This is a genomic window from Almyronema sp. (genome assembly GCF_052168255.1).
GTDB lineage: Bacteria > Cyanobacteriota > Cyanobacteriia > Phormidesmidales > Phormidesmidaceae > Sphaerothrix > Sphaerothrix epifaneia.
The window spans coordinates 47,358-68,658 of the sequence record NZ_JBQLZL010000076.1 but is presented as its reverse complement, the minus strand read 5'-3'; the positions used below and the strand labels follow the sequence as shown (position 1 = coordinate 68,658).

Genomic DNA, 21,301 nt, shown 5'->3' with positions numbered 1-21,301 from the left:
ACTTAGTCTCTCACGGAAGCGCTGCCCTCGGTATACTCAAACCAGGGATTGCCCTGGGCAATTGTCTCCACGCTCATTTAGAAGATACCGCCTATGAAAGGATCTTCCCGTCGTCGCCGCTCTCGTTCACCGCGCTCCGGGCAAGAGAAAACAGTGCCTTGGGGACTGCTGATATTGTGTGGCCTGCTGTATGGTTTTGTAGGCTTATTTTTGGCTTCCTTTCCAGCGCCCCCCTGGATTTGGATTTTGGCTCTACTAGGAACGCTGCTACAGGCGATCGCTTTAGCAGGGCCAATTTCTTTGGGACGGTTTCGCTGGTTGGCGGCTAACTCGCTGGCGGCACTGGCAATTTTGGGCGTGGGTTTGCTGGTGGTGGCGCTAGCGATCGCTATGAACTATGGCGGCACCCTTGATTTAGAGCAGATCACCCCTACCAATGTAGCCCTCAGCGTCCTCAAAATAGGGATAGTCGCGATTGTCGCTGTGGCGCTGAGTTCAATTATGACGGCATTTTTAGGCGATCGCCTGCTGCTTATTTTTAAGCGTGGAGCGGCTATGCTGGTCGTGGCCGGGACTGCGGTGCTGGGGCTAGGCATCGGTGGCCTGATTGGTCTAGTGGTGGTGGCTAGCCATACCCCGTAATCGTAATTAGGGTTGGTTTGCAAAGATTTTAGCCCTGACCTAACCAAGGAGCAAACCATCGGTGGCTGAGTGAGCTTCAGCTTTGGGTGAATGAGTAAACAAGGCAAGGGAGCGCTGAAAGGCCAGGGAGACATCTCCCAGCCGTCTGGCCTTGCGCCCAATGGCGCTGGGTTGGGTGGCTTGTTTGTCGGCGCGGCTTACCCGCTACGGGCGCTACGGCTGCTACAGCGGCATCCTCAGCTACGCCCTTACGTTATCTGGCCCTTGATGATTAATCTGCTGCTGGGTGGGCTGCTCTATACCAGCGTGTTTTGGTTTGGCTTACGGCGGCTAGATGCCTATATCGAAACTTATTTGGCGACTTTGCCTGATTGGTTAGCCTTCGTGCGCTATGGCATTCAGGCGCTTTTGTTGCTGCTGCTACTGGGGGTGATGGGGTTGCTACTGCTGCAGTTTGGCAGTTTGCTGGGGTCACCTTTTTACGGCAAGCTTTCGGAAGAACTAGAGCAAATTAAGACTGGGCAGCCGCCTACGGAACGACCCCTGACGCCATTAGCGGTCTTGGACGACTTGAGCCGAGCGGTTGCCTTTGAAGTAAAAAAAATTCTGCTGGCGATCGCGGTTGGTAGCGTGTTGCTGCTTTGTAACCTGGCACCTGGCTTAGGAACGTTGGTGGCCAGTGTAGGGGGCGTGGCATTAGCGACAACAATCGTCTGCTTAGACTTTTTAGATCCACCCTTAGAACGGCGACGGCTGCGGTTTCGAACCAAGCTACAACTCATTCTCCAGACACTGCCAGCGAGTGCTAGCTTTGGTTTGCTGTGCTTGGGCTTAGTGAGCTTGCCGCTGATCAACTTGCTGGCCATTCCGCTTTGTATTACTGCCGGAACGCTGTTTTTCTGCGATCGCATCTATAGGCAATCGGCTTGATCCCGGATGAGGTTTGATGAATTAATGGAGGGTAGCAGATCTGCTGCTAACGCTCTCGATTTAGCCCTTCATCCTCTGCCGCCATGACCGTTGCTATCGATTTTGGCACCAGCAATACGGTGTTAGCTCGCTGGAATGCCGCCACGCAGCAGCCTGAAACGCTCTCCTTAAATGCCCTATCACAGCAGTTGGGTGACAACCCGCCGCTCATTCCTAGCCTGGTGTATGTCAAGAATGCTCAAATTCCAGACATCATTGTGGGTCAGACGGTTCGCGATCGCGGGCTAGACCTGGCTCAGGATAGGCGCTTTTTCCGCAACTTTAAGCGAGGTATTGGCACCGATATTCAAGGCTTTTTGCCCGATCTAGACGGGCAGATGCTGAGCTTTGAGCAGATTGGTCAATGGTTTATTGAGCAGGTCTGGCAGCAGCTTGCGGCTCACCGCGAACAACCAGAGGCTTTAACGTTTACCGTTCCGGTAGATAGTTTTGAAGCCTACCGCAACTGGTTGGGACAAGTTTGTCAAAGTCTTGACATTCAGCAAGTGCGAATGCTAGATGAGCCGACAGCGGCAGCGCTGGGCTATGGCCTGGAGGGGGGCGAAACCCTTTTGGTGATCGACTTTGGCGGCGGAACGCTTGATTTGTCGCTGGTTCAGCTAGCGGCACCTGCTAGTGGCAAGCCGCTGGGCTTTTTGCTCAAGTGGGGGCAGCAGTCTCTAGCTCAAAAGTCAGGCCAGCAGGTGAAGACGGCTCGTGTTTTAGCTAAAGCAGGTGAGGCGCTAGGCGGCGCAGATATTGACCACTGGCTGGCTGATTATTTTGAGCAGACTCAGGCAATTGCCCCTAGCCCGTTGACGCTGCGACTGGCAGAACGCCTAAAAATCAAGCTTTCTAGCCAGAAGCAGGCAACTGAAGTTTATTTCAACGACGAAACCTTAGAAAGCTACGAACTTAGCCTAGAGCGATCGCAACTCGAAAAGATTTTGCGTGAAAATCAGTTTTTTCAACGCTTAGATAGCAAGTTGGAGCAGGTTTTGCAGCAGGCTCAGCGGCAAGAAATTGATCTAGCGCAAATTGAGGCGGTGCTTTTGGTGGGGGGGACTGCCCAAATGCCTGCTGTCCGTGACTGGATTCATCGCCACTTTGCGCCGGAAAAAGTACGCAGCGATCGCCCGTTTGAAGCGATCGCCCACGGTGCCCTACAGCTACAGCAGGGAGTCGAAGTCAAAGATTTTCTCTATCACAGCTACGGCATTCGCTATTGGGATCGGCGGCAAAATTGCCACAACTGGCACCCCATTATTCAGCAAGGCCAGCCTTACCCAATGGAAAAGCCGGTAGAACTGCTGTTGGGGGCATCTACCGAAAACCAGCCCAGCCTAGAGCTAATTTTGGGCGAGTTAGGAGACGAAGAAACCCGCACAGAGGTCTATTTTGAGGGCGATCGCCTGGTTACTCGTCAAATCCGTAGCGGCTCAACCCAAGTGCAGCCCCTCAACGATCGCGAAGGTGCCCGCACAATTGCAACTCTCGATCCCCCCGGTTTTCCAGGTAGCGATCGGGTGCGGGTTTACTTCCGTATTGATGCCGACCGTTTCTTGCGTATCACGGTAGAAGATATTTTGACGAATCGCTTTTTGCTCAGCGATCAGGCAGTTGTGCAGCTTAGCTAAGCAATTGCAGCCAGACAGGAGGCAAAATGCGATAGGGTGACTCAGTACCCTTTGACAGAGGCAGCATGGGGGAAAGCAGTTTAATTCTTGGCTTGGGCGGTCTGGTTTCTGGCATTTTGGCGGGTTTTTTAGGAATTGGGGGCGGTACAGTCCTGGTACCGCTGATGGTGGCTGTCGGCTTTACGCCATTGCAAGCTGTGGCGACTAGCAGTTTGTCGATTCTGATAACGTCACTAACGGGTAGCTGGCAAAACTGGCGCATGGGTTATTTAAGTCCGCGCCGGGTGCTGCTGTTGGGCTTTCCGGCTGTGGTGACGGCTCAGTTGGGGGCATTGGTGGCGAGTGGCATTCCGGCTCATATTTTGCTGCTGGCCTTTGGCTGTCTGCTGATTCTCAATGTCTATTTAGTAGGGGTGCGCAAGCGAGTCACCGCCCAAAAGAGTTTGCAAGAGGCACAAACCGTTGACAGACCAGAGGCGATCAACACAGATACTAGCGAAGCGGCTTTACCGCTCAATCCATTGCTAGCCCGCCTGATTACCGGGGGAACGGCTGGCTTTTTGGCAGGGCTGTTTGGCATTGGGGGCGGGGTCATTATGGTGCCGCTACAAATTTTGCTGCTGGGCGAAACGATCAAAATGGCTGTGCGGACTAGTCTGGGCGTGATTGTGATTACGGCCATTTCAGCTTGTATCGGCCACGCTTTGCAAGGCAATGTTTTGTTTAGACCAGGCTTATTACTGGGGCTAGGGGGCTTGGTGGGAGTGCAGATCAGCACACGGTTTTTGCCAAGATTGTCGGACAAAGTGGTGAGCTGGCTTTTCCGGACGATGCTGGGAATTTTGGCTTTTTATATCTTTTGGCAGGCATGGCAGACGTATGCCCGCTAACCAACCTGGTCTTGTTGTAGCTGCAAGTCTTTCTAGCTGAGCAACGCAACGCGCATTTATAGCCGTAGCCACCAGCGGAAGACCCTCCATGACTGAAAGCCTCTGACAGAAAGCTTTTCTTCTATCCCCCAAAAATAACTGGGCAAATCCCAAGTTGGACTTGCCCAGACAGGTTTGAGAAGATAAAGCGGAGCGAAATTAGCGTTGTTAGCGAACTTAAGGAACCTTGGTGATACACCCCTGATGGCAGATTACTGCAGAGTACGCTTTTTAAGCGTGCGAACAGTACCGAGCGCAAATAGACCCAACGCTGCTACTGCACCGGGTTCAGGAATCTCTTGGCTAGCTGGCCCTGAATCTTTGGGCGTAAAGATGGCCCGCGCAATGGTGGCATGGGAGAGACCTTGTGCCCGTCCACGATTGTTGGTAGAAACCCCATCTGTTTCAAACGTTCCAACCAGCGCTGCTGTGGCTTGCTGATAGTTGTCGAAGAAGTAGGCACTCCAGGAGTTGCTGGCTTTCAAGCTCAAGACAAACGGGCCATCAATGTCGCCATCGGTGTTGTTAAAGCTCCAAGCACCTGCGGTACCACCATTGTTGGAAATGAGGCCACTACCCGCGTCATCTGACTTAGCCAAGATCTCCCAACCGCTAATGGTGGACTCATCAATGCTGAAGATGTCCCATTCTGAGCTAGTGAAATCAATGCTGTTTAACTCACTCAGAAGCGTACCTTGTGCCCCGGTATCATTACCGCTGAAGGAGCCAATACAGGCTAATGCGTCTTGGCCAGAAGCACCTAAACTAAAGCTGACAGTTCCGGCGTTACACTGGGTGGCTGCGCTAGCGCCAGCCCCTGATAGCCCAATCAGGCTAGCCCCTAATAGCGAAGCACCTAACAGAGAACGAATTTTCATATCGTGACGACCTTCCTAAAGGCTAAATGTCTGTTTCCCAAAAGGGTGAACAAGGGGCATACGTGACGCTGGTAAGTTAGGGGTGCTATTTTTTACCAGACATAAAACCACTGATTTACTCTAGCAAACGCTAATTCTATTGTCCCCAGAGCATTAGCAGCGATCACAGACTCTTAAACAAAGCCGTGTTTCTACGGCTAGACCAAGGGCTAACAAGGCGATCGCCTTTAGCCTAATCCGTTCGTAGAGGGTCTTAAAAAATAAGCTAGTGAAATTACTGAGTTGCTCAAGTTCTTCAAAAGAACCCGCCGTTGTAATCTGAGTCACAGGCTAAGCTCAGTTTGGTCACGAGCGATCGCTGCTTTCATCACGGGGTATCTGCGTAAAGATCACGCTGGGACTTGGGTGAAGTCACGGAGAAATTGACGGGAAAACGGGATAGTTAGGCTAGTCAGTTTCAACCTTTGCTTTTATGTGGTCTTCAATCCATCTGCCCTTAGGTTCAACGGTCGCCGCTCAATCTCAAGTTTTTCAATTGGGGTGCATTACTTTTCGAGACGGCTATAACCTGATTTCGGCCATTTTGAACGAAGCTTTAACGGCTCAAGAACAGGTAGTGGTTGAACGTCTGCTGCAGATTGAACCGAGAGAAGGCTTTAAAGCGACCAATAGCGCCTGTGCTTGTCAGGAATTGCAAGGACGCCTGGGACGTTTGAAGCTGGCTCAAACGTCCGAACCGCCTCAGCCGATTTGCGGTTAGCCGACAGTCTCGTACTTTTCCCACTTGTTCCCCGAAGGAAGCCCCAAAATGTTAGTACAATCTACCCGACCTCTCCTCACTAACGAAGATCGCCTAGAAAAGAATGCCTATATCAAGCAGATTGGCATTGCCTATTGGATGAAGCTGATTCGAGAAGGCGTACCCAAGACGGATGCGCGGGCAATTGCCGCTGCGATCGCTAAATATGATGTCGCCAAAAGACTGCCATCGTTAGAGCAAAGAGCGTTAATTGTTCGCTATAGCCCGCTGATTTGTCGGGCGCAGTTGTGGCGTACCAGCTTACTTTTGACCTGAAGAGTGCCAGTCTGGCGGGGTCAGTTAAGGTGTGGCAGCGAGTTCTGCATCTGCCTCAACAATGAAGGCCGTTTCCAGGCTGACACGCGCCAAGGTTGCTTGCTCTAACTGCGTCGGTTGAATCATTGCCCGCTGCAAACAGGCACCCGTTAAGTCCGCACCCGTTAGATCGGTCTTTCGTAGGTCAGTCCCCGTGAGGTCGGCATAACAAAGATTAGCCCCTTGCAGGTTAGCTCCTTTGAGCTGAGCCTTGACTAAATTAGCTAGCCGCAGGTCTGCTTGGGCTAAACACGCTTGGGTTAAATCTGCCGACTCTAAGCAACTACGAATCAGTACGGCTTGACAAAGATTGGCCTGGTGCAAATTGGCATGTTTGAGGTTAGCTCGCCAAAGGTTAGCGTGCGAAAGGTCGGCTAGCGCCAAATTGGCCCACTGAAAACTGGCACAAGACAAATCAGCCCGCCGCAAAATAATTCCTGATAACTCTGCCTTTGGCACCCAAGTTTCTCGCAAGTTCGAAGCGCTAAAGTCGCGCTTACCCACGGCGTAATGTTGCAGTAGCTGAATTGCCTCCATGGTGCCTCGGTTTGCTCCGTCTCAATGTTTGTCTGGGTAAGCGGCTATTTGGGGTGCTGGGTGTGTCTTGAACCAGGGATAGGCAGAGAACACTTAAAGCCAGGGTAAGCCTACAGCGATCGCTGGTGAAGGGATGAGCCTTTAAGCCGCCCAACGTGTTGTCTTTTGCCAAAGCATCCCACTATAAAAGTGGCTTACATTAATTTTTGTTAACTGTAAACTAATGTAACAAGCGCAAAGGCAAAGTGCAACTGTCTGCGGCGAGTTGATAGCCGCGTTTGGCCAGCTTTTTGTCGAAACCCAAAATCCCTCACAACATCGTTTACAAGGTCTATGGCTGTGAGCGGCTAGAGCAGAAGCGGCGATCGCTTCAGATAGAAGCAGTTCGTGCAGGGTGGGTGGGGTTAGGGCTTGAAGGTCAGTCGGTTTCGACGTTGGCGGGGCATACCGTAGACCAGCTTTCTAGATTGACGCGAGACTCTAGTAGCCCTGTCAGTTCGCCTCGGTAGGCGACTAAACGGCCTCTTTCAATTGAATCTGGCGGAACCAAGGCAACCAGCGAATCGATGGTTGCAGCCGCGCAAACCCAATCTTGAGCATCGACAGCTTCTTCGAGGGTGGCTTGCAGGGTTTCTACCCGGCGATTGCGCTCCTCGATCGCTCGTATTTGCTGAATATAAGACTGAACATTAGCGATGGCGGCAGTTGCATAGCGATCGCCCGGTCGAGCGGCTAAGGCTCGCCGGAAGTTAATTAATGCGGTTTGATAGTCGCCCTGTTCAGTGGCGGCGTAGCCAATCTCCATTGCCCGCCTGTAGTCTCTCGCTGCCTGAGCGGGCGATGCCTGACTTATCACCAGCGGCTGTGCCTGAGCCGGAAGCAGGGTGACGCCCAACCCCAAACCCAGCCCACCCAGAACCCACACTAGTGGAAATGTTGCTTTCATTACCTGCTGCCGAACCATGTGTCTGTGAAAACCTATACAACCGTGCGATCGCCCTTAAGTTACCGAATATTAGTAGCCCTTAGGGACTTTGCAAAATTAATATAAGTTCCCCAGCTTTTTTCAGCTCATTTTTGAATAAAAAAGCTGGCTTTGAGCCGGTTTGCACCTAAATAGCGATCGCTTTGGCTACAGGGGCTACGGTCTTTGCCTGAATGCTCTATCCTTAACTGAGACAAGGGAAGGAATTAGGAGAAGAAAGCGGCTATGCGACTGTCTCAGATGCTCTTTGTAACCCTGCGGGAAGATCCGGCTGAGGCAGAAATTCCCAGCCACAAGCTGCTACTGCGAGCGGGCTATCTTCGCCGAATTGCCAGTGGAGTCTATGCTTATTTGCCGCTGTTGTGGCGAGTATTGGGGAAAGTTTCCCAAATTGTGCGGCAGGAAATGGATGCCACGGGTGCTCAAGAGTGTTTGCTGCCGCAGCTACAGCCCGCCGATTTATGGCAAGAGTCGGGTCGCTGGGAGACTTATACCAAAGCCGAAGGTATTATGTTTTCGCTAGTCGATCGCCGGGAACAGTCGCTCGGCCTTGGCCCCACCCATGAAGAGGTGATCACCGCGATCGCCCGCGATATGATTCGCTCTTATCGGCAGCTTCCCCTCCATCTCTATCAAATTCAAACTAAGTTTCGTGACGAAATTCGACCGCGCTTTGGTTTGATGCGAGGCCGCGAATTCATCATGAAAGACGGCTACTCGTTCCATCCAGATAGCGACAGCCTTAAAGAAACCTATCAAGACATGTATACGGCCTACAGCAATATTTTGCGTCGCTGTGGGCTGACGTTTCGAGCCGTAGAAGCCGACTCTGGAGCGATCGGCGGATCGGGTTCACACGAGTTTATGGTGCTAGCAGAAGCGGGGGAAGACGAAGTCCTCTACACCGAAGACGGTCAATACGCCGCTAACGTCGAAAAGGCGGTTTCGCTACCCGACGAAGCGATCGCCTCACCCTTTGACGCCTTTGAAAAACTCGATACCCCCCATACCCCCACGATTGAATCACTGGCCAAGTTTCTTCAATGTTCGCCGACCCAAATTGTCAAAAACGTGTTGTATCAGGCGGGTTATGACAATGGTTTAACGGTACTGGTGCTGGTCAGTATTCGGGGCGATCAAGAAGTCAACGAAGTCAAACTGCAAAATGCCCTGACCCAACAAGCGGCTGAATACGGCGCGGCCACGCTACTGACGCTGGCGGTTCCTGATGAAACAGCGCAAAAGCAGTGGGCGGCTAAAGCCTTACCGCTGGGCTATCTCTCGCCAGGACTGTCGGATAGCTATATTCAAACGCCAGCTAAAACCTATGCGCCTAAGTTTTTGCGTTTGGTGGATCAAACGGCTGTCGAGCTAAAAAACTTTGTCACGGGGTCTGATGAATCTGGCTATCACGTTGTCGGGGCGAATTGGGGCGAAGCGTTTGAGCAGCCAAAGCAGGTAGTAGACGTGCGTAAGGCGCAAGCAGGCGATCGCGCCATACACGATCCGACGCAGACCTTGCAAACGGCGCGAGGCATCGAAATCGGCCATATTTTCCAACTGGGTACCAAATATTCGCAAGCCTTAGGCGCAACCTACACCAACGAAGCTGGGGAAGAAATTCCCTTAGTGATGGGGTGCTACGGGGTGGGCGTTTCACGACTGGCACAAGCAGCCGTTGAGCAGTCTTATGACAAAGATGGCATTATCTGGCCCGTGGCGATCGCCCCTTACCAGGTCATCGTTGTCATTCCTAATCTGACAGATGCGCAGCAGGTCGAAGCAGCCGAAAAGCTTTATGAAGATCTCAAGTCGGCTGGAATTGAGGCTCTTTTAGACGATCGCAACGAGCGGGCGGGCGTCAAGTTCAAAGATGCTGATCTCATTGGCATTCCGTTTCGGGTGGTGACGGGGCGATCGCTCAAAGAGGGCAAAGTCGAGGTGGTTAAGCGGGCTAGCCGCGAGTCGGTAGATATGCCGATTACAGAGGTGGTCACTACCCTCCAACAGTGGATTGATCAGGCTCTAAACTCGTAAGTATGGAACTGATGACTATTCTGCTTTCTGGCCTGCTGACGATTATTTCGCCAGTTGGGTTTGTGGTGGATCAAGTGGCTGAAAATGCGATTCGATCGCAGCTCATTTCAGCCGATGAGTTGGTGGTGCGAGTTGATAATGCGCCGTCGTTTCAGCTTTTGCAAGGCAAAGTTGACCATGTGCGGATGGCGGGGCGAGGCATTGTGCCGCTGGAGAACTTACGCATTGCTGTCTTTGAATTAGAAACCGACACCGTTGATTTTGATCTCGATCGACTGCGGCGAGGCGACATTCAGCTAGATGCGCCTTTTCAAGCGGCCATTCGCTTGCAGCTAGAAGAACAAGATATTAATCGGTTTTTGGCGTCCCCAGAGGTGGCGGAGCGTTTGAGTAATCTCAGTTTTGATTTTTTCTCTTCGCGCCGCGATCGCCAAGTCCAACGTTATCGGTTGCAAAATCCTCAAGTCAATTTTGTTGGCAACAGTCGGCTGCAAATACAAGTTGATATTACAGATGTTGTCTCCCAAGAAGCTTTAGACGTTGTTATTGAAACAGGCGTTGCGATCGCGGGGGGTTCTCACTTTCAGCTAGTCGATCCGCTGATTACCGTAGATGGCTCTCCGGCTCCCGATCAGCTCGTACAGCAGCTAATAACGGGCATCAACAACAACCTCAACTTACAAAGCTTAGAATACTCAGGGGTTACAGCTCGAATTTTAGCGTTAGAAATTGGTGAGACGACAACGACTTTAGCGCTATTTGCTAGAGTCGAGCCATCGGTGCTAGCCGCAGAGACTGAACCTTAGGTGCCTAGAGTCGGCTGGTAATACAAGCATCTCGCTTTAGTTTAGATCTGGGCTTCGGCCCTAAAGGGAGGGAAAAATGGAAGATAAAAAAGGGCTTCGGCAAATTCCGCTAGGGGTAGCTGCTGGGCTAGCGGCTGTGGTGCTGGTAGCGGGAGGGGCAACGGCTTTTTTCACCTGGCGATCGCTTTCACCTCGAACAGCCACCCCCGAATTTCCTAGTATTGAAGACCCTGCTAGCGAAGCTCCTGGTTTTGAAACGCCCTTAGAGTCAGGCACAGAAGCGCCTGCCGAATCGCGATCGCCTCAGACCAACGCTGCTCAACCAGAGGCAACCCAAACAAGCCAGGTGTACTGGCTACAGGATGACGGTACCCGCTTTGCTCTGGTACCTCAAAATCTCAACCTAGAAGCAGACCAGCCTGAAGCCCAAATTCAGGCTGCTTTTGAACAGCTCATGGCTGGCCCAACCCAGTCGGTAGAAGGTGCCTCCGCCGTACCTGAAGCTACTCAGCTCTTAGGCGTAGACGTTGCCGCAGATGGCGTGCACGTTGACCTCTCCCAAGACTTCACCTTTGGAGGCGGTAGTGCTTCCATGATGGGGCGTTTGGGTCAGGTAATCTATACAGCTAGCAGCCTCGAACCAGAAACCCCTGTATGGATTTCGGTAGAAGGTGAACCGCTGACGCTGCTAGGGGGCGAAGGGCTAGAAGTCTTGCAACCAATGACCCGCGCAGACTTTGATGCCAACTATTCACTCTAGCGTAATGGGCTAATAGGGCTGAGATGGTTTGCCTCAGTCTTAAACTCTGCTTCTAGCTAGCTAAAACGTCTCTAGAAGCAGAGCTTAGCAAAAGAATAGTGCCTGTTTCCGTCATAACGTTGAGGTGAAATCCTTTGGCAGAAGGATTTGAGTTTTGGGGCACTACCCGCAAAAGTTAGGAATACGCTCGCTAAAGGTGTAGCCATAGCCCCTAAAGTTGAGACATGGCAATTGATGACAGCCGCTGACAAAAACCCTTTTCTTCTGTCTTTTGCCCTCGGTCTTTTGCCTTTAGCTACAGAGCCATGTCGCTTATTGCAATGCTTCAGAAGGCGGTTTAGCGCCGTTGCTGGCTGCCAAGCTAAAAGCGCGGAAATGCTGGGCTTGTTCTTCAATGCGGCTGGCTATGCGATCGCAAACGAGCTGGCAAAGCTCAAAGGTTAACTCGTCAGAAACGCTGTAGTAAGCTGAGGTGCCTTCAGTACGTCGGGTGAGAAAACCGGCCTGTAGCATGACCTTCAAATGCTTAGAAACGTTGGCTTGACTGGTTTCTGTCGCCTCAACTAGCTCTTGAACACACCTTTCTTGATGGCGTAGCAGATTCAACAGTCGCAAACGCATCGGTTCGCTAAGAATGCTGAAATATTCAGCCACCTGCTGGACCACTTCTGTGGATACAGGCTCCATGAACATTCACTCCGAACGTACTGTGAAGGAACGATCCCCGCTATTCTAGCAGTCTACTCGATATCATGAACACTCTGCTCTGACTGGCGATAGGTTTAGCGGCTAGCGTGATTCTACCTAGACTGCCCAATTTTAGCGATGCTGTCACAAGACACTAACTTAAATATTCAGCAATTCGAGGCCACCGACACGGAAACTTTAAAGACGCCCTCAAGGTTGAACTACAAAGTGGGATGTCTGCCCAATTGCTTTTACCAAACCTTAACACTTCGCTGCTCAAATACAGACGAACTAGATTTAGGGATTGCTCCCCGAAGCCGACGCTGACAATTTTCTGTCTTCATGAGAAGTCGCTAATTCGGGCTGAGCCAGCTGATCCAATATCCCAATCAGTTCTCGCTCAAACGTTACCTGTGCCCGATTGGTCCGACCTCCGACAAAAAGCTGTCCCACCTCTGTTTCTAGCGCCCAAATTTGGGCGTGAGATACATAGCTCATCAACACGCCAAGCATGAGCAAGCCAAAGCCTGTATAAACCAGGGGAATTCCGGGATCGGCTTTGATCTGCAAGCCTGTACTGCCAATTAAGTCTACAACCGCCAGCGTGACCCCGTTGACCTCAACCGACATGCCTTTACGGACGGTAGAAACTAACTGCCCGTCGTTGTTATAAACCAGTAGTGTTCCCTGTAAGTCTTTAGCAATTAGTGAAATCCCGTCGCTTAGATCAGGTCGGGTAGGTACCCAGGTACCCCAGAGTCGGCCTGCACCGCCCGTATCAAGCTGCCCCATGGGAAACTCTAGGACAGGGCTGTTGTTGAGCTGAACTTTGACGGCGGCGATGCTCCAATCAGCCTGATAGAGGGTTACATTTTGGTAACGTAGCGGCTGATTAACAAAAATGGTCTTATTTTTGACCTCTTCTCCCGCTTGATCCAGGACAGAGAGATCAGAATAAAACTGGTTAATGCCGCCTTCGGGGGTGTAATCGATCCAAAATCGATTTACTCTAACCGACCAATCTTTGGGAATTTGCGCTGCTGCCCAAGGGCCTGCATCGAAGATATTGCGAATTTGAAAAGTTTCACCGCTAGGAACCATCTCTTGGGCAAAAAATCCGGTCATTGCCCCCAAAATAGCGCCCAGCAAAATCAGCAACATGCTGGCATGTACCACAATTGGGCCAATGCGACCCACTAAACCTTTGTGGGCGTAGAGGGCATTATCTCGCTGAAAGATGCGATAGCGTCGTTTTTCTAATAAGGGTATGAGGGCTGAAAGCGAGCCACCCGGTAGTTCACTGCTGAGGGCTAGTTTGGTAAACTGACGCGGTTTGGTATAGAAGTTCCAGGTGCGAGAGAACCATCGCAGAGCCGTAATTTGCCGAGTGAAGGTACAGGCGGTGAGGCTAGCGCCAAACAAAATCAACAGCGATAAAAACCACCAGGTACGATATACATGGTCAAGCCCTATGCCCAAGAGTACCTTCCAGGTTAAAAAGCCAAATAAGGCAGGATCTTCGGGATAGTTGGCCTGGTAAAAAGCCAAGGTTTGCCCTTGTTCAATCACTGTTCCAGCGATACTCAATAGGGCGATCGCTAGCAATAGGGCGATCGCTAGGCGCAAATCGGCTAAAAGCGGCAGCAGTTCCCGGCGAAAATAATGCTTAATTCCTCCCCCTAGCCGAGCCATAAGTGCAGGAGAGGTCTTTTCTACAGGCATGTTTAGACGCTCATCAAAATAGATCTACAAAATGCCCGTTGGCAACACCCGATTGAGTAAGGAAAAGACACCAAACCCAATCAACAAGACACCACTAGCAGGTGTAATCCAACCAGACCACTGACGTAACTCTAAAAGTTTTTTGATGGTGGCGGTAAAGGTACCCGCCAGCACCAAAGGAGCCACATAACCTACCGTATAGGCCAGCAGCAAAACCGCCCCCAAAACCGGATCGCCTGTTCCCGAAATCCAAGCCAGCAGTGTTGCCAAAACGGGTGTGCTGCAAGGAGAAGCTACCAACCCAAAGGTCAAACCTAGTAGATACGACTTCAGACTTTGAGGCAAATTTTTTTGCACCAACTCAGTAGCCCCTAATGAGGGTAGCCGTAAAGGTAAGGCTTCTAGCAGGTTAAGTCCCATTAAAATGGCTACAAGACTGACAATAATCGGCAGGCCAATCCCCACCTGCCCGTAGACCTTGCCAAAGACTGCAGCGACAATCCCCAGGCCAGCCAGCATCGTGGCCAACCCTAGCGCAAACCAAATAGACTGTACGGCTGCTTGCCAGCGATTTTCTGTTTGGTAGGATCCCATGTACCCCACAGTGATGGGTAGCATGGAGAGCATACAGGGGGTCAGACTTGTCAGCAGCCCAGCGGTAAAAATAATGCCGATACTCAGCAGCGATAAATGCCCTAACTGCTCACTGACCAGATGGTCAGCCATTTGGCTTAGCTGGTATAAATAAGCCTGAAGCGCCTCAGTCATGCGTAGATTCTGATCAGCTGATGTAACAACGCTATCTTTTATTCTATCGAGCGAACCCGGTTGTTTCAGCGATAGGCTACGACGAAAGATTTCGCTTCGCTGAACGTTCAAGGGGAGTCCGCGATCGCTTTGCCTGCCAAGTCGTCAAATCAACGACTTTTTGGGCTTCGCCTGCTTCTCTGGCGACCCGAATCAACAACGCCGCTGTTAATAAGCTAGAGATCATTGAACTGCCACCGTAGCTCAAGAAGGGAAAGGGTAAACCCGTTGTCGGCAAGGCTCCTGCGGCAACACCAATATTAAGTAGCGACTGACCTACCAGCAATACCATCGCGCCAACCGCAATCAGCCGATAAATAGGATGACTACACCGCAAAATGACAGCCAAAGCCAGCCCTGCATATACCGCCAGCAACCCCAGCAGAGCAATACAGCCGACAAAACCAAACTCTTCGGCATAAACCGAAAAAATAAAATCTGTGTATTGAATGGGTAGATAAAAGAGCTTTTGCTGCGACAAGCCAAATCCGCTTCCCCAAAGCTGCCCTGAGCCGATTGCTAGCAAGCTTTGTACGAGCTGGTAGCCACTCTGGGTCGGATCAGCCCAGGGATTGAGAAATGAAATAATTCGCTGCCGCTGATAGGCTTTGATGCTAATGCTGACAACTGCCAGCCCTACACCGCTACAGGCCACCAAAATCAGAGGTAAGTAGGGCAACCCCGCTGCCAGTGCAATTAGCCAAAGGACAATACCGCAGATAGCGGCTGTACTCAAGTTAGGCTGTAGCAAAATCGAGCCAACCACAACTGCAAAAATGCCCAGCCAAAGGCAGCGATTGACCCACGAGACTCGATGCCATTGGCCAAACAAACGAGCCGCCTGCAGCACCAAAAACGGCTTGAGTAACTCAGAAGGCTGGATTAAAAAAGGGCCTAAAGATAGCCAACGGGTTGCGCCATTGACCGTAACCCCCAACTGAGGCATCAGGGTGACTAAAATTAGGCTGAGCAACAGTAGCAAAATCAGACCTGAGATCTTGACTAGCCGTTGCAGGGAAGTCTGTACAACCACTTGGAAGCCAACTAAACCAATGGCTATCCAAAGTAATTGAATCTTGAAGTAACGTAGCCCATCCCCATAGTCGGCGTCGGCTACGGTATAAGAAGCTGAGTACAAAACTGCTAGACCCACTACCAGCCAAAGGAACGTTAGCCAGCGCAAAAGTCTGGCCTCTCTGGCCCAAGTCTGAACAGAGCTATTAAAAAAGGCAGTAAGTTGACTCAACTTCAATCGAGTACGGGTTTAGGCCACTAAAAGTTAAGAAACAGTATATCGAAGCCATTGCCAGAAAATTGTCCGGCCTGAAGAAATAACGTTGCTTTAAAAGCCAAAGAGGCCCCGGTGCCCCGTAGCCTCGATCGCAACTGTGTTTTAATCCCTTAAAGTAAGCCTGTGTTCATGCCGGGGCGACCAGTTGCTAGTTCGACCTTAACGATGGTGCCACCCATTTTCTGAATCCGCTGCTGCTCACGAAACCAGTTGGCATAGGGAACTAGCTTAGTGAAATAAGTATTTTGCAGCTCCCGCTGAGTGCGAATTCGAGTTTGACTCGGAACGCAGGCAGTCACTTTGAACATTCGCATAGTGAGGATCTCTCCTAGTCAACAGTTGTAGATAAATGAAAGATTTTAAGCGGGCCGATCTTAGAGCCTCAATGCTTGATATCAATGATTCAACCTTAAAGCGCTAACAGCGAAGACTCAATCGATTGGATCGCTATTAGCCGTTTGAGAAAGCTTGCTTCAAAAGAGCCGGAAGTCGAGAGCCAACGCTAAGCAATCAGAACTTATCTGCAACAAGGTCAAACAAGCTTTTGACAACTCAACACTCACCCCAGACTTCCGTCGCTCTTAGTCAGTCTGTGGATAGCACAGAATAGACTCAGAAGTCTTAGCTTAGACCTGAGCAGATGTAGTCGAAGTAAACACCCATTTCTTTACCTGCATCAGCGCCAACGAGAGAAGCAGTCACTTCTTTCATTGCCTGGATGGCTTGAACGGTTGCACCGATGGGTACGCCTAGGGAGTTGTAGGTTTCCTTCAGACCGTTTAGAACCCGCTCATCAAGGATGGAGGGGTCGCCAGCCAGCATAGCGTAGGTCGCATAACGGAGGTAATAGTCTAAGTCGCGAATGCAAGCAGCATAGCGACGGGTGGTGTACATGTTACCGCCGGGACGAGTGATGTCGGAGTACAGCAAGGACTTAGCAACTGCATCACGAACGATATCAGCTGCATTAGCACTAATGGTGGTTGCTGCACGAACACGCAACTCTCCAGTTTGGAAATAAGCCTTGAGCTTATCCATGGCGGAATTGTCCAGATACTTGCCCTGAACGTCAGAAGAGTTGATTACAGAAGTAATTGCGTCTTGCATGTTTTTGCTTCCTTAATAGCCGATTCTCAAAATAACAATCTGTCTCTGCGAACGGAGAGACTTACTGCATTGCGCCAACAACAAAGTCGAAGTAGGCAGATGCTTCAGCAGCGTCTTCGCTAGACAACATAGAGGAGGCAACGCTCTTCATGCAGCGAATAGACTCAGCTACCGCCGGAACGGGGGTGCCAAGAGAGTTGTACATTTCGCGAACGCCTACGAGGCCGATTTCCTCAATAGGTGTGGTGTCACCAGCAACAACGCCGTAGGTGACTAGACGCAGATAGTAATCCATATCCCGCAGGCAGGTAGCGGTCATTTCTTCGCCGTAAGCGTTACCACCAGGAGAAACCACGTCAGGGCGCTTCTGGAAGAGCTGATCACCCGCTTGCTTAACGATGCGCTCACGAGACTCAGTTAGTACCTGAGCGATGCGCAGACGACGCTCACCGGACGTCACAAAGGACTTGATCCGATCTAGTTCACCAGGGCTGAGATAACGAGCCTCAGCATCTGCATTCACGATTGACTTCGTGACAATACTCATTGATGGATTCCTCCAGAAGAATGTAACCAGGCCAGATTGCACTGGTGTTCAACAGATGTAAAGGGCTGATCCTTGTCCGCTACGCTTGCAAAGCTCAGTATGGATAGAACTTTTTGAAAGTCTGTCTGACTGGGCTTCAAAATACGCACCGTATAGTGCCAGATCCTCCGTGGAGGCCACAGAGATACCGGAGCAATCTAGCTCACGAGGCTCAGCAACCTTCCGCAAATATTTTCCGGTATTGAGCCATGCTTCTTAGAGTTGGCGCAACATTTTGTAATACTACTCCTCAGCTTTGCTGAACTTCTGCCCTCGCTAGTTGTGGCTTGTTTTTGTAACAACTTGTTGAGACGAGTGCCACGGCAAAAGCGATCGCGTGTTGAATCCATCTCAACGCGCGATCGCTGCACAAGTCTTTGTAGCGCTATAGCCCCAGCGTTGAGTCACTTCAATAGCTGAAGGTCGCTGTGAGTTAGCGTCAGCATCATTTTGCCAAGGCAAACAAAGCAAGGGCTATCCCGGATAACCCTTGCCTGTTGAAAAGTTGGCCCAAAGCTAGCTAGAAGCTAGATTAACGCGTTTGTAGGGCACTCCCTGCTCACCAAAGTAGCGATTGTACTCAGTTCCCTGAACCAGGCTAGCAGCGGCAGCAGCCAAGCCTTGCTCAGCAATAAGCTGCTGAAGTTTGGCGACTTCGTCTGCCTGGGCGGGCGATCGCCCTAGCAGATGCCGATAGAGAAACTCGACCTGCTTAGCCACCGGATAGGGCTGACAGAACCGCTGGTTGTAAGCATCGGAGCTAACCAACTGCTGCACAAACTGACGAACGCTGATTTGGCGCGATCGCAGTTGGGCTTCTAGCTCAGGCTGTTTTAGCGCAGCCGGAATTTCACCCGCAGCGACTTCCATAACTTGTCGGTAAACCGCTTCGAGCACGGCTTCTAGGTTGTGCCCTGAGTCAGAGAGCCGATAAACTCGCGTACTAGCAGGGGCAGAAACCGACTCGACAGCCACCGCTGCCACCGAACGGCCAACACCCGCTACCATTGCTTCTTGCTGTTTGGCTTGAGCTGCACCATCGGCAAGCGCTTTAGCCATGATGGGCATATTAGCCGCATCCATATCTGGCTTGACCGGGCTAAAGCTAGGGACAACTAGGTCTTTGCTTTGCTTGGTCAAACGGTTATAAAGCCGCTCGGTATTAGGGAAGTTAGCTGCTGGCAGCGTTGGGAAGCGGCGATAAGGAACTGTGTCTTCACCAAAGTATTCGGCATACTCAGGGGTACTCAGCATGGCAAAAATGAAGCCTTTAATCCCTTCACTTGCCAAAATCTGATTGTACTTACGGATTTCAGCCTGATCTTGAGGCGCACGCCCTAGGAAGTGCTTGGTACCCAGTTCAATCACCTGCGTATTGGGGTAAGGCGTGTAGAACTCTTTGAGGTAAAGTTCAGAACAACCTAGACCTTCAATAAACTCTTTAAGGTTGATTTCTCCGTTGCCTAACTTGCTCTCCAGTTCGGTGAACTGCTTTTTCACCACATAGGGTGCAATATCGCGTTCAAAGATTTGGCGATAGGCAGCTTGAACCACCTGCTGCAGAGCGGGTTTATCAGCAAGGGTAGTCAGCTTAAAGATCTTAGTTTGCTGACGCTGACGGTTAACGCCCTGCTTAATCCGCGTACGCACATCGGGCATACTTCTGCTTTCAGTCACCGTACCTAGCTCAATAAAGCGCGGTGTGGTTTCTGGCTCAACTCTGCTGCCGCGTTCTTGAATAGCGCCAAGTCGCAGCGATCGCATGGCTAGACCTGCTGGCGTTAGATAGCGCTCATAGGGAACTGTATCTTCGCCAAAGGCTTCTTCGTACTCTTTGCTGTCGATAATGGCGTCAATCAGCGCATAAAAGCCCTTCTTCGCACAGGTATCAAAATAGCTGTTGATTTCCTTGCGGCCATAAGTCGGTCGTCCCAATAAGCGGCGATGGATGTACTCGACCGCCTTTGTGACATACATAGAAGACCAGTAGAGGTTACGGAAAGTGTCGGATTTCGCTAGCATCCGCACAAATTCGCGTACCGTAATCTCGCCATTTTCCAGTTTGATTTCGGCTACGCGAACCCCTTGACCGGAGTAAACATCGCGACCAAAAACCTGGCGATAAGCCGCTTTGATCACTTTCTGAGTCGAGCTTTCAGAAAACTTAACGCCTTGAGCATTATTACCCTTGGAGTTAATGCCGGAGAAGGGACGCTGATCTAAACGGAAGACCTTCGGGCCTAAGCTACCTGGGAACTCGCCTCGAGCTTTGGGATTGCTGAGCTGATTGTTGATGCCAGGACCCTGATGAATCAAGATACGGCGAGTATCTTTGTTAAACGGTGCTGGGCTGGTACTGGGATTGCGGGTTTCTTTCGGGAAGATAGCGCCAAACTGAATTTCTAGCGGGTCATTACCTGAACCGTAGGGGTGTTGATCCGGTAGCGGCTGTTCGTAACTAGCAAACAGCGTAATGAACTGAGGAATTTTGCGAAAAGGGGCGCTGTAGTTGAATAAGTCTTGCTGAACACCCCAGTTGCGGCATTCTTGAGCTTCTTGGCCTAAACCGCGAATGTAAGGAACTGTTTCTTCGCCGAAGTAGTCAGCATACTCTTTAGAATCCACCAGCGCATCGACAAAAGCCGCCCAGCCCCCAGCTGAAATGACAGAAAAATATTTCTGCACTTCCTCGCGAGAACTAGGGCCACGCCCTAAAATATGCCGGAAGCCTAGCTCAATAGCTCGGCTATTGATGTAAGGCTCGTAGAAATTTTTGCGGTAAAGCGGCGACTTAGCTAAGCGACGAATAAACTCCTTCATGGAGATTTCGCCGTTTTTAACCTTAGATTCTAAGTCTGAAACTGAAAGAGAATAAGCGCGGGTAATGTCTCGCTCAAAAACCTGACGGTAAGCCGCTTTAACAATAGTGTTCTTCTCGCTGGCGGAAAGCCCCGGCTTCATGGCATAGACGGGACGCCGCTCGGCAGCGTTGTAATAAATTTGAGGCAGTTGTAAACCCTGTAGGTCAGGTGAAGGACGTTGGCGCAGCTTGTTAGAAGGGGTGGGAGCCTTAAACTCAGAAATAACGACGCCAAAATAGCGGGCTACGATTTCTTGCGCTTCTGGATCTTGCTTAAAGTAGCTTAAAGCTGCTTGCTGCATAGTTTGCAAAGCTACGGTGGTAGCAGCGCTAGAGCAAGCATTTTCAATGATTTCCCTCAACCCGCGTACATTCACCGAAAGAATGTTGGGGTCACCCGCTACGATCGCATACGTCGTATAGCGCAAAAACCAGCTCAAATCTCGCAGCGACTTTTGCATGTTGCTAGGGCCGTAGCGCGAGACATTGATAGGCCGGAAACCGGGCGGAATAGGGCCTGAACTGCTAGCGCTAAAGAGCGATCGCAGCCCTTCAAAAAAGCCACCGCCACTGTCAACATAGGTTGCAGTTCCCAACCTGGCGGCTTCTCTATCATCTAAAACGGCACCCCCACGCGTCATTTCAGGTGCGCTTGCTTCCTCTGGCTTTTCCAGATAAGCCAACGGAGATCCGCCCGTAAAAATACGATTGGCCGCCTGAGACACAATTAGCTCTGACTTGCGAGTTAGCGTTTGGGCAATGTCCAAACGCTTAGCGCCTGACTCAAAAAAGTTGGATAACTCCGTCAGCTCACCCCGGGTGATATAGCGATCTTGCTGCTCAGCTTGGGAGATCGTGGCGACCGGAAGAGTCTGATAGAGTTGTGGCCGCGCAACAGAGCTTCCACCGCTTGCTGTAACACTCATTAGATCTCAAAGGCTCCCTTC

At 51.0% G+C, this 21,301-nt stretch carries 21 protein-coding genes; 9 read left to right on the top strand and 12 right to left on the bottom strand.

Annotated elements, in window-relative coordinates; translation table 11 throughout:
- Positions 1 to 93 precede the first annotated feature (93 nt).
- The 4 genes from ACTS3T_RS17400 (at position 94) to ACTS3T_RS17385 (ending at position 4,138) form a co-directional block, all read left to right on the top strand.
- Positions 94 to 642, top strand: a complete 549-nt coding sequence (locus ACTS3T_RS17400) for a hypothetical protein (protein WP_377962168.1) — start codon at positions 94 to 96, stop codon at positions 640 to 642.
- A 90-nt stretch (positions 643 to 732) separates the two neighbouring features.
- A complete protein-coding gene (locus ACTS3T_RS17395) occupies positions 733 to 1,572 on the top strand; it encodes an EI24 domain-containing protein (protein ID WP_377962171.1) in 840 nt (279 codons plus the stop codon).
- 83 nt (positions 1,573 to 1,655) lie between these two features.
- The gene (locus ACTS3T_RS17390; protein WP_377962173.1) at positions 1,656 to 3,248 is read left to right on the top strand and encodes an Hsp70 family protein; all 1,593 of its coding nucleotides are present in this window, start codon (positions 1,656 to 1,658) and stop codon (positions 3,246 to 3,248) included.
- Positions 3,249 to 3,313: 65 nt separating this feature from the next.
- Complete coding sequence (locus ACTS3T_RS17385; RefSeq protein ID WP_377962176.1) at positions 3,314 to 4,138, top strand: sulfite exporter TauE/SafE family protein; 825 nt, start codon at positions 3,314 to 3,316, stop codon at positions 4,136 to 4,138.
- A gap of 251 nt (positions 4,139 to 4,389) precedes the next feature.
- On the opposite strand, the gene ACTS3T_RS17380 is transcribed toward ACTS3T_RS17385, so the two are convergent.
- Together ACTS3T_RS17380 and ACTS3T_RS17375 are read right to left on the bottom strand one after the other, a co-directional pair.
- Positions 4,390 to 5,055 carry a hypothetical protein gene (locus tag ACTS3T_RS17380; RefSeq protein ID WP_377962179.1) on the bottom strand — a complete coding sequence of 222 codons (666 nt, stop codon included), beginning with the start codon at positions 5,053 to 5,055 and terminating at the stop codon, positions 4,390 to 4,392.
- Positions 5,056 to 5,208: 153 nt separating this feature from the next.
- A complete protein-coding gene (locus ACTS3T_RS17375) occupies positions 5,209 to 5,382 on the bottom strand; it encodes a hypothetical protein (protein WP_377962182.1) in 174 nt (57 codons plus the stop codon).
- Between the two features lie 145 nt (positions 5,383 to 5,527).
- On the opposite strand from ACTS3T_RS17375, the gene ACTS3T_RS17370 reads away from it, so the two are divergent.
- Together ACTS3T_RS17370 and ACTS3T_RS17365 are read left to right on the top strand one after the other, a co-directional pair.
- On the top strand, positions 5,528 to 5,815 hold the full coding sequence (locus ACTS3T_RS17370; protein ID WP_377962185.1) for a hypothetical protein: 288 nt from the start codon (positions 5,528 to 5,530) through the stop codon (positions 5,813 to 5,815).
- Positions 5,816 to 5,863: 48 nt separating this feature from the next.
- Positions 5,864 to 6,130 carry a hypothetical protein gene (locus tag ACTS3T_RS17365; RefSeq protein ID WP_377962188.1) on the top strand — a complete coding sequence of 89 codons (267 nt, stop codon included), beginning with the start codon at positions 5,864 to 5,866 and terminating at the stop codon, positions 6,128 to 6,130.
- 24 nt (positions 6,131 to 6,154) lie between these two features.
- On the opposite strand, the gene ACTS3T_RS17360 is transcribed toward ACTS3T_RS17365, so the two are convergent.
- Together ACTS3T_RS17360 and ACTS3T_RS17355 are read right to left on the bottom strand one after the other, a co-directional pair.
- Complete coding sequence (locus ACTS3T_RS17360) at positions 6,155 to 6,706, bottom strand: pentapeptide repeat-containing protein (protein WP_377962190.1); 552 nt, start codon at positions 6,704 to 6,706, stop codon at positions 6,155 to 6,157.
- Between the two features lie 418 nt (positions 6,707 to 7,124).
- On the bottom strand, positions 7,125 to 7,652 hold the full coding sequence (locus ACTS3T_RS17355) for a hypothetical protein (RefSeq protein ID WP_377962193.1): 528 nt from the start codon (positions 7,650 to 7,652) through the stop codon (positions 7,125 to 7,127).
- A 264-nt stretch (positions 7,653 to 7,916) separates the two neighbouring features.
- Here ACTS3T_RS17355 and ACTS3T_RS17350 point away from each other — a divergent pair, with 264 nt between their 5' ends.
- From ACTS3T_RS17350 to ACTS3T_RS17340, 3 genes are all read left to right on the top strand, one after another.
- Positions 7,917 to 9,728: a proline--tRNA ligase gene (locus tag ACTS3T_RS17350; RefSeq protein WP_462935284.1), complete on the top strand. Its 1,812-nt coding sequence runs from the start codon at positions 7,917 to 7,919 to the stop codon at positions 9,726 to 9,728.
- 11 nt (positions 9,729 to 9,739) lie between these two features.
- On the top strand, positions 9,740 to 10,534 hold the full coding sequence (locus ACTS3T_RS17345) for an LmeA family phospholipid-binding protein (protein WP_377962199.1): 795 nt from the start codon (positions 9,740 to 9,742) through the stop codon (positions 10,532 to 10,534).
- Between the two features lie 76 nt (positions 10,535 to 10,610).
- Positions 10,611 to 11,294 carry a GerMN domain-containing protein gene (locus ACTS3T_RS17340; protein WP_377962202.1) on the top strand — a complete coding sequence of 228 codons (684 nt, stop codon included), beginning with the start codon at positions 10,611 to 10,613 and terminating at the stop codon, positions 11,292 to 11,294.
- Positions 11,295 to 11,606: 312 nt separating this feature from the next.
- On the opposite strand, the gene ACTS3T_RS17335 is transcribed toward ACTS3T_RS17340, so the two are convergent.
- The 8 genes from ACTS3T_RS17335 to ACTS3T_RS17300 all read right to left on the bottom strand — a co-directional run bounded on the left by ACTS3T_RS17335 (position 11,607) and on the right by ACTS3T_RS17300 (position 21,280).
- Positions 11,607 to 11,981 (bottom strand): ArsR/SmtB family transcription factor, encoded by a 375-nt coding sequence (locus ACTS3T_RS17335; protein WP_377962205.1) that lies wholly within the window; start codon positions 11,979 to 11,981, stop codon positions 11,607 to 11,609.
- A 297-nt stretch (positions 11,982 to 12,278) separates the two neighbouring features.
- Positions 12,279 to 13,703 (bottom strand): cytochrome c biogenesis protein, encoded by a 1,425-nt coding sequence (locus ACTS3T_RS17330; RefSeq protein WP_377962207.1) that lies wholly within the window; start codon positions 13,701 to 13,703, stop codon positions 12,279 to 12,281.
- A gap of 24 nt (positions 13,704 to 13,727) precedes the next feature.
- The gene (locus ACTS3T_RS17325; protein WP_377962210.1) at positions 13,728 to 14,471 is read right to left on the bottom strand and encodes a cytochrome c biogenesis protein CcdA; all 744 of its coding nucleotides are present in this window, start codon (positions 14,469 to 14,471) and stop codon (positions 13,728 to 13,730) included.
- Positions 14,472 to 14,547: 76 nt separating this feature from the next.
- Positions 14,548 to 15,762: an FtsW/RodA/SpoVE family cell cycle protein gene (locus tag ACTS3T_RS17320; RefSeq protein ID WP_377962213.1), complete on the bottom strand. Its 1,215-nt coding sequence runs from the start codon at positions 15,760 to 15,762 to the stop codon at positions 14,548 to 14,550.
- A gap of 149 nt (positions 15,763 to 15,911) precedes the next feature.
- The gene (locus tag ACTS3T_RS17315; protein WP_377962216.1) at positions 15,912 to 16,115 is read right to left on the bottom strand and encodes a phycobilisome linker polypeptide; all 204 of its coding nucleotides are present in this window, start codon (positions 16,113 to 16,115) and stop codon (positions 15,912 to 15,914) included.
- Between the two features lie 307 nt (positions 16,116 to 16,422).
- Positions 16,423 to 16,908 carry an allophycocyanin subunit beta gene (gene apcB, locus ACTS3T_RS17310; protein ID WP_377962219.1) on the bottom strand — a complete coding sequence of 162 codons (486 nt, stop codon included), beginning with the start codon at positions 16,906 to 16,908 and terminating at the stop codon, positions 16,423 to 16,425.
- A gap of 61 nt (positions 16,909 to 16,969) precedes the next feature.
- Positions 16,970 to 17,455, bottom strand: coding sequence for an allophycocyanin subunit alpha (apcA, locus tag ACTS3T_RS17305; RefSeq protein WP_377962222.1), 486 nt, complete (start codon positions 17,453 to 17,455; stop codon positions 16,970 to 16,972).
- 555 nt (positions 17,456 to 18,010) lie between these two features.
- Complete coding sequence (locus ACTS3T_RS17300) at positions 18,011 to 21,280, bottom strand: phycobilisome rod-core linker polypeptide (RefSeq protein ID WP_462935283.1); 3,270 nt, start codon at positions 21,278 to 21,280, stop codon at positions 18,011 to 18,013.
- Between the last annotated feature and the right edge of the window lie 21 nt (positions 21,281 to 21,301).

Bases quoted from the DNA above. Each gene is read 5' to 3' on its own strand.
- ACTS3T_RS17400 (WP_377962168.1), top strand. From the start codon at position 94: ATGAAAGGATCTTCCCGTCGTCGCCGCTCTCGTTCACCGCGCTCCGGG.
- ACTS3T_RS17395 (WP_377962171.1), top strand. From the start codon at position 733: ATGAGTAAACAAGGCAAGGGAGCGCTGAAAGGCCAGGGAGACATCTCC.
- ACTS3T_RS17390 (WP_377962173.1), top strand. From the start codon at position 1,656: ATGACCGTTGCTATCGATTTTGGCACCAGCAATACGGTGTTAGCTCGC.
- ACTS3T_RS17385 (WP_377962176.1), top strand. From the start codon at position 3,314: ATGGGGGAAAGCAGTTTAATTCTTGGCTTGGGCGGTCTGGTTTCTGGC.
- ACTS3T_RS17380 (WP_377962179.1), bottom strand. From the start codon at position 5,055: ATGAAAATTCGTTCTCTGTTAGGTGCTTCGCTATTAGGGGCTAGCCTG.
- ACTS3T_RS17370 (WP_377962185.1), top strand. From the start codon at position 5,528: ATGTGGTCTTCAATCCATCTGCCCTTAGGTTCAACGGTCGCCGCTCAA.
- ACTS3T_RS17365 (WP_377962188.1), top strand. From the start codon at position 5,864: ATGTTAGTACAATCTACCCGACCTCTCCTCACTAACGAAGATCGCCTA.
- ACTS3T_RS17360 (WP_377962190.1), bottom strand. From the start codon at position 6,706: ATGGAGGCAATTCAGCTACTGCAACATTACGCCGTGGGTAAGCGCGAC.
- ACTS3T_RS17355 (WP_377962193.1), bottom strand. From the start codon at position 7,652: ATGAAAGCAACATTTCCACTAGTGTGGGTTCTGGGTGGGCTGGGTTTG.
- ACTS3T_RS17350 (WP_462935284.1), top strand. From the start codon at position 7,917: ATGCGACTGTCTCAGATGCTCTTTGTAACCCTGCGGGAAGATCCGGCT.
- ACTS3T_RS17345 (WP_377962199.1), top strand. From the start codon at position 9,740: ATGACTATTCTGCTTTCTGGCCTGCTGACGATTATTTCGCCAGTTGGG.
- ACTS3T_RS17340 (WP_377962202.1), top strand. From the start codon at position 10,611: ATGGAAGATAAAAAAGGGCTTCGGCAAATTCCGCTAGGGGTAGCTGCT.
- ACTS3T_RS17335 (WP_377962205.1), bottom strand. From the start codon at position 11,981: ATGGAGCCTGTATCCACAGAAGTGGTCCAGCAGGTGGCTGAATATTTC.
- ACTS3T_RS17330 (WP_377962207.1), bottom strand. From the start codon at position 13,703: ATGCCTGTAGAAAAGACCTCTCCTGCACTTATGGCTCGGCTAGGGGGA.
- ACTS3T_RS17325 (WP_377962210.1), bottom strand. From the start codon at position 14,471: ATGACTGAGGCGCTTCAGGCTTATTTATACCAGCTAAGCCAAATGGCT.
- ACTS3T_RS17315 (WP_377962216.1), bottom strand. From the start codon at position 16,115: ATGCGAATGTTCAAAGTGACTGCCTGCGTTCCGAGTCAAACTCGAATT.
- apcB (WP_377962219.1), bottom strand. From the start codon at position 16,908: ATGCAAGACGCAATTACTTCTGTAATCAACTCTTCTGACGTTCAGGGC.
- apcA (WP_377962222.1), bottom strand. From the start codon at position 17,455: ATGAGTATTGTCACGAAGTCAATCGTGAATGCAGATGCTGAGGCTCGT.
- ACTS3T_RS17300 (WP_462935283.1), bottom strand. From the start codon at position 21,280: ATGAGTGTTACAGCAAGCGGTGGAAGCTCTGTTGCGCGGCCACAACTC.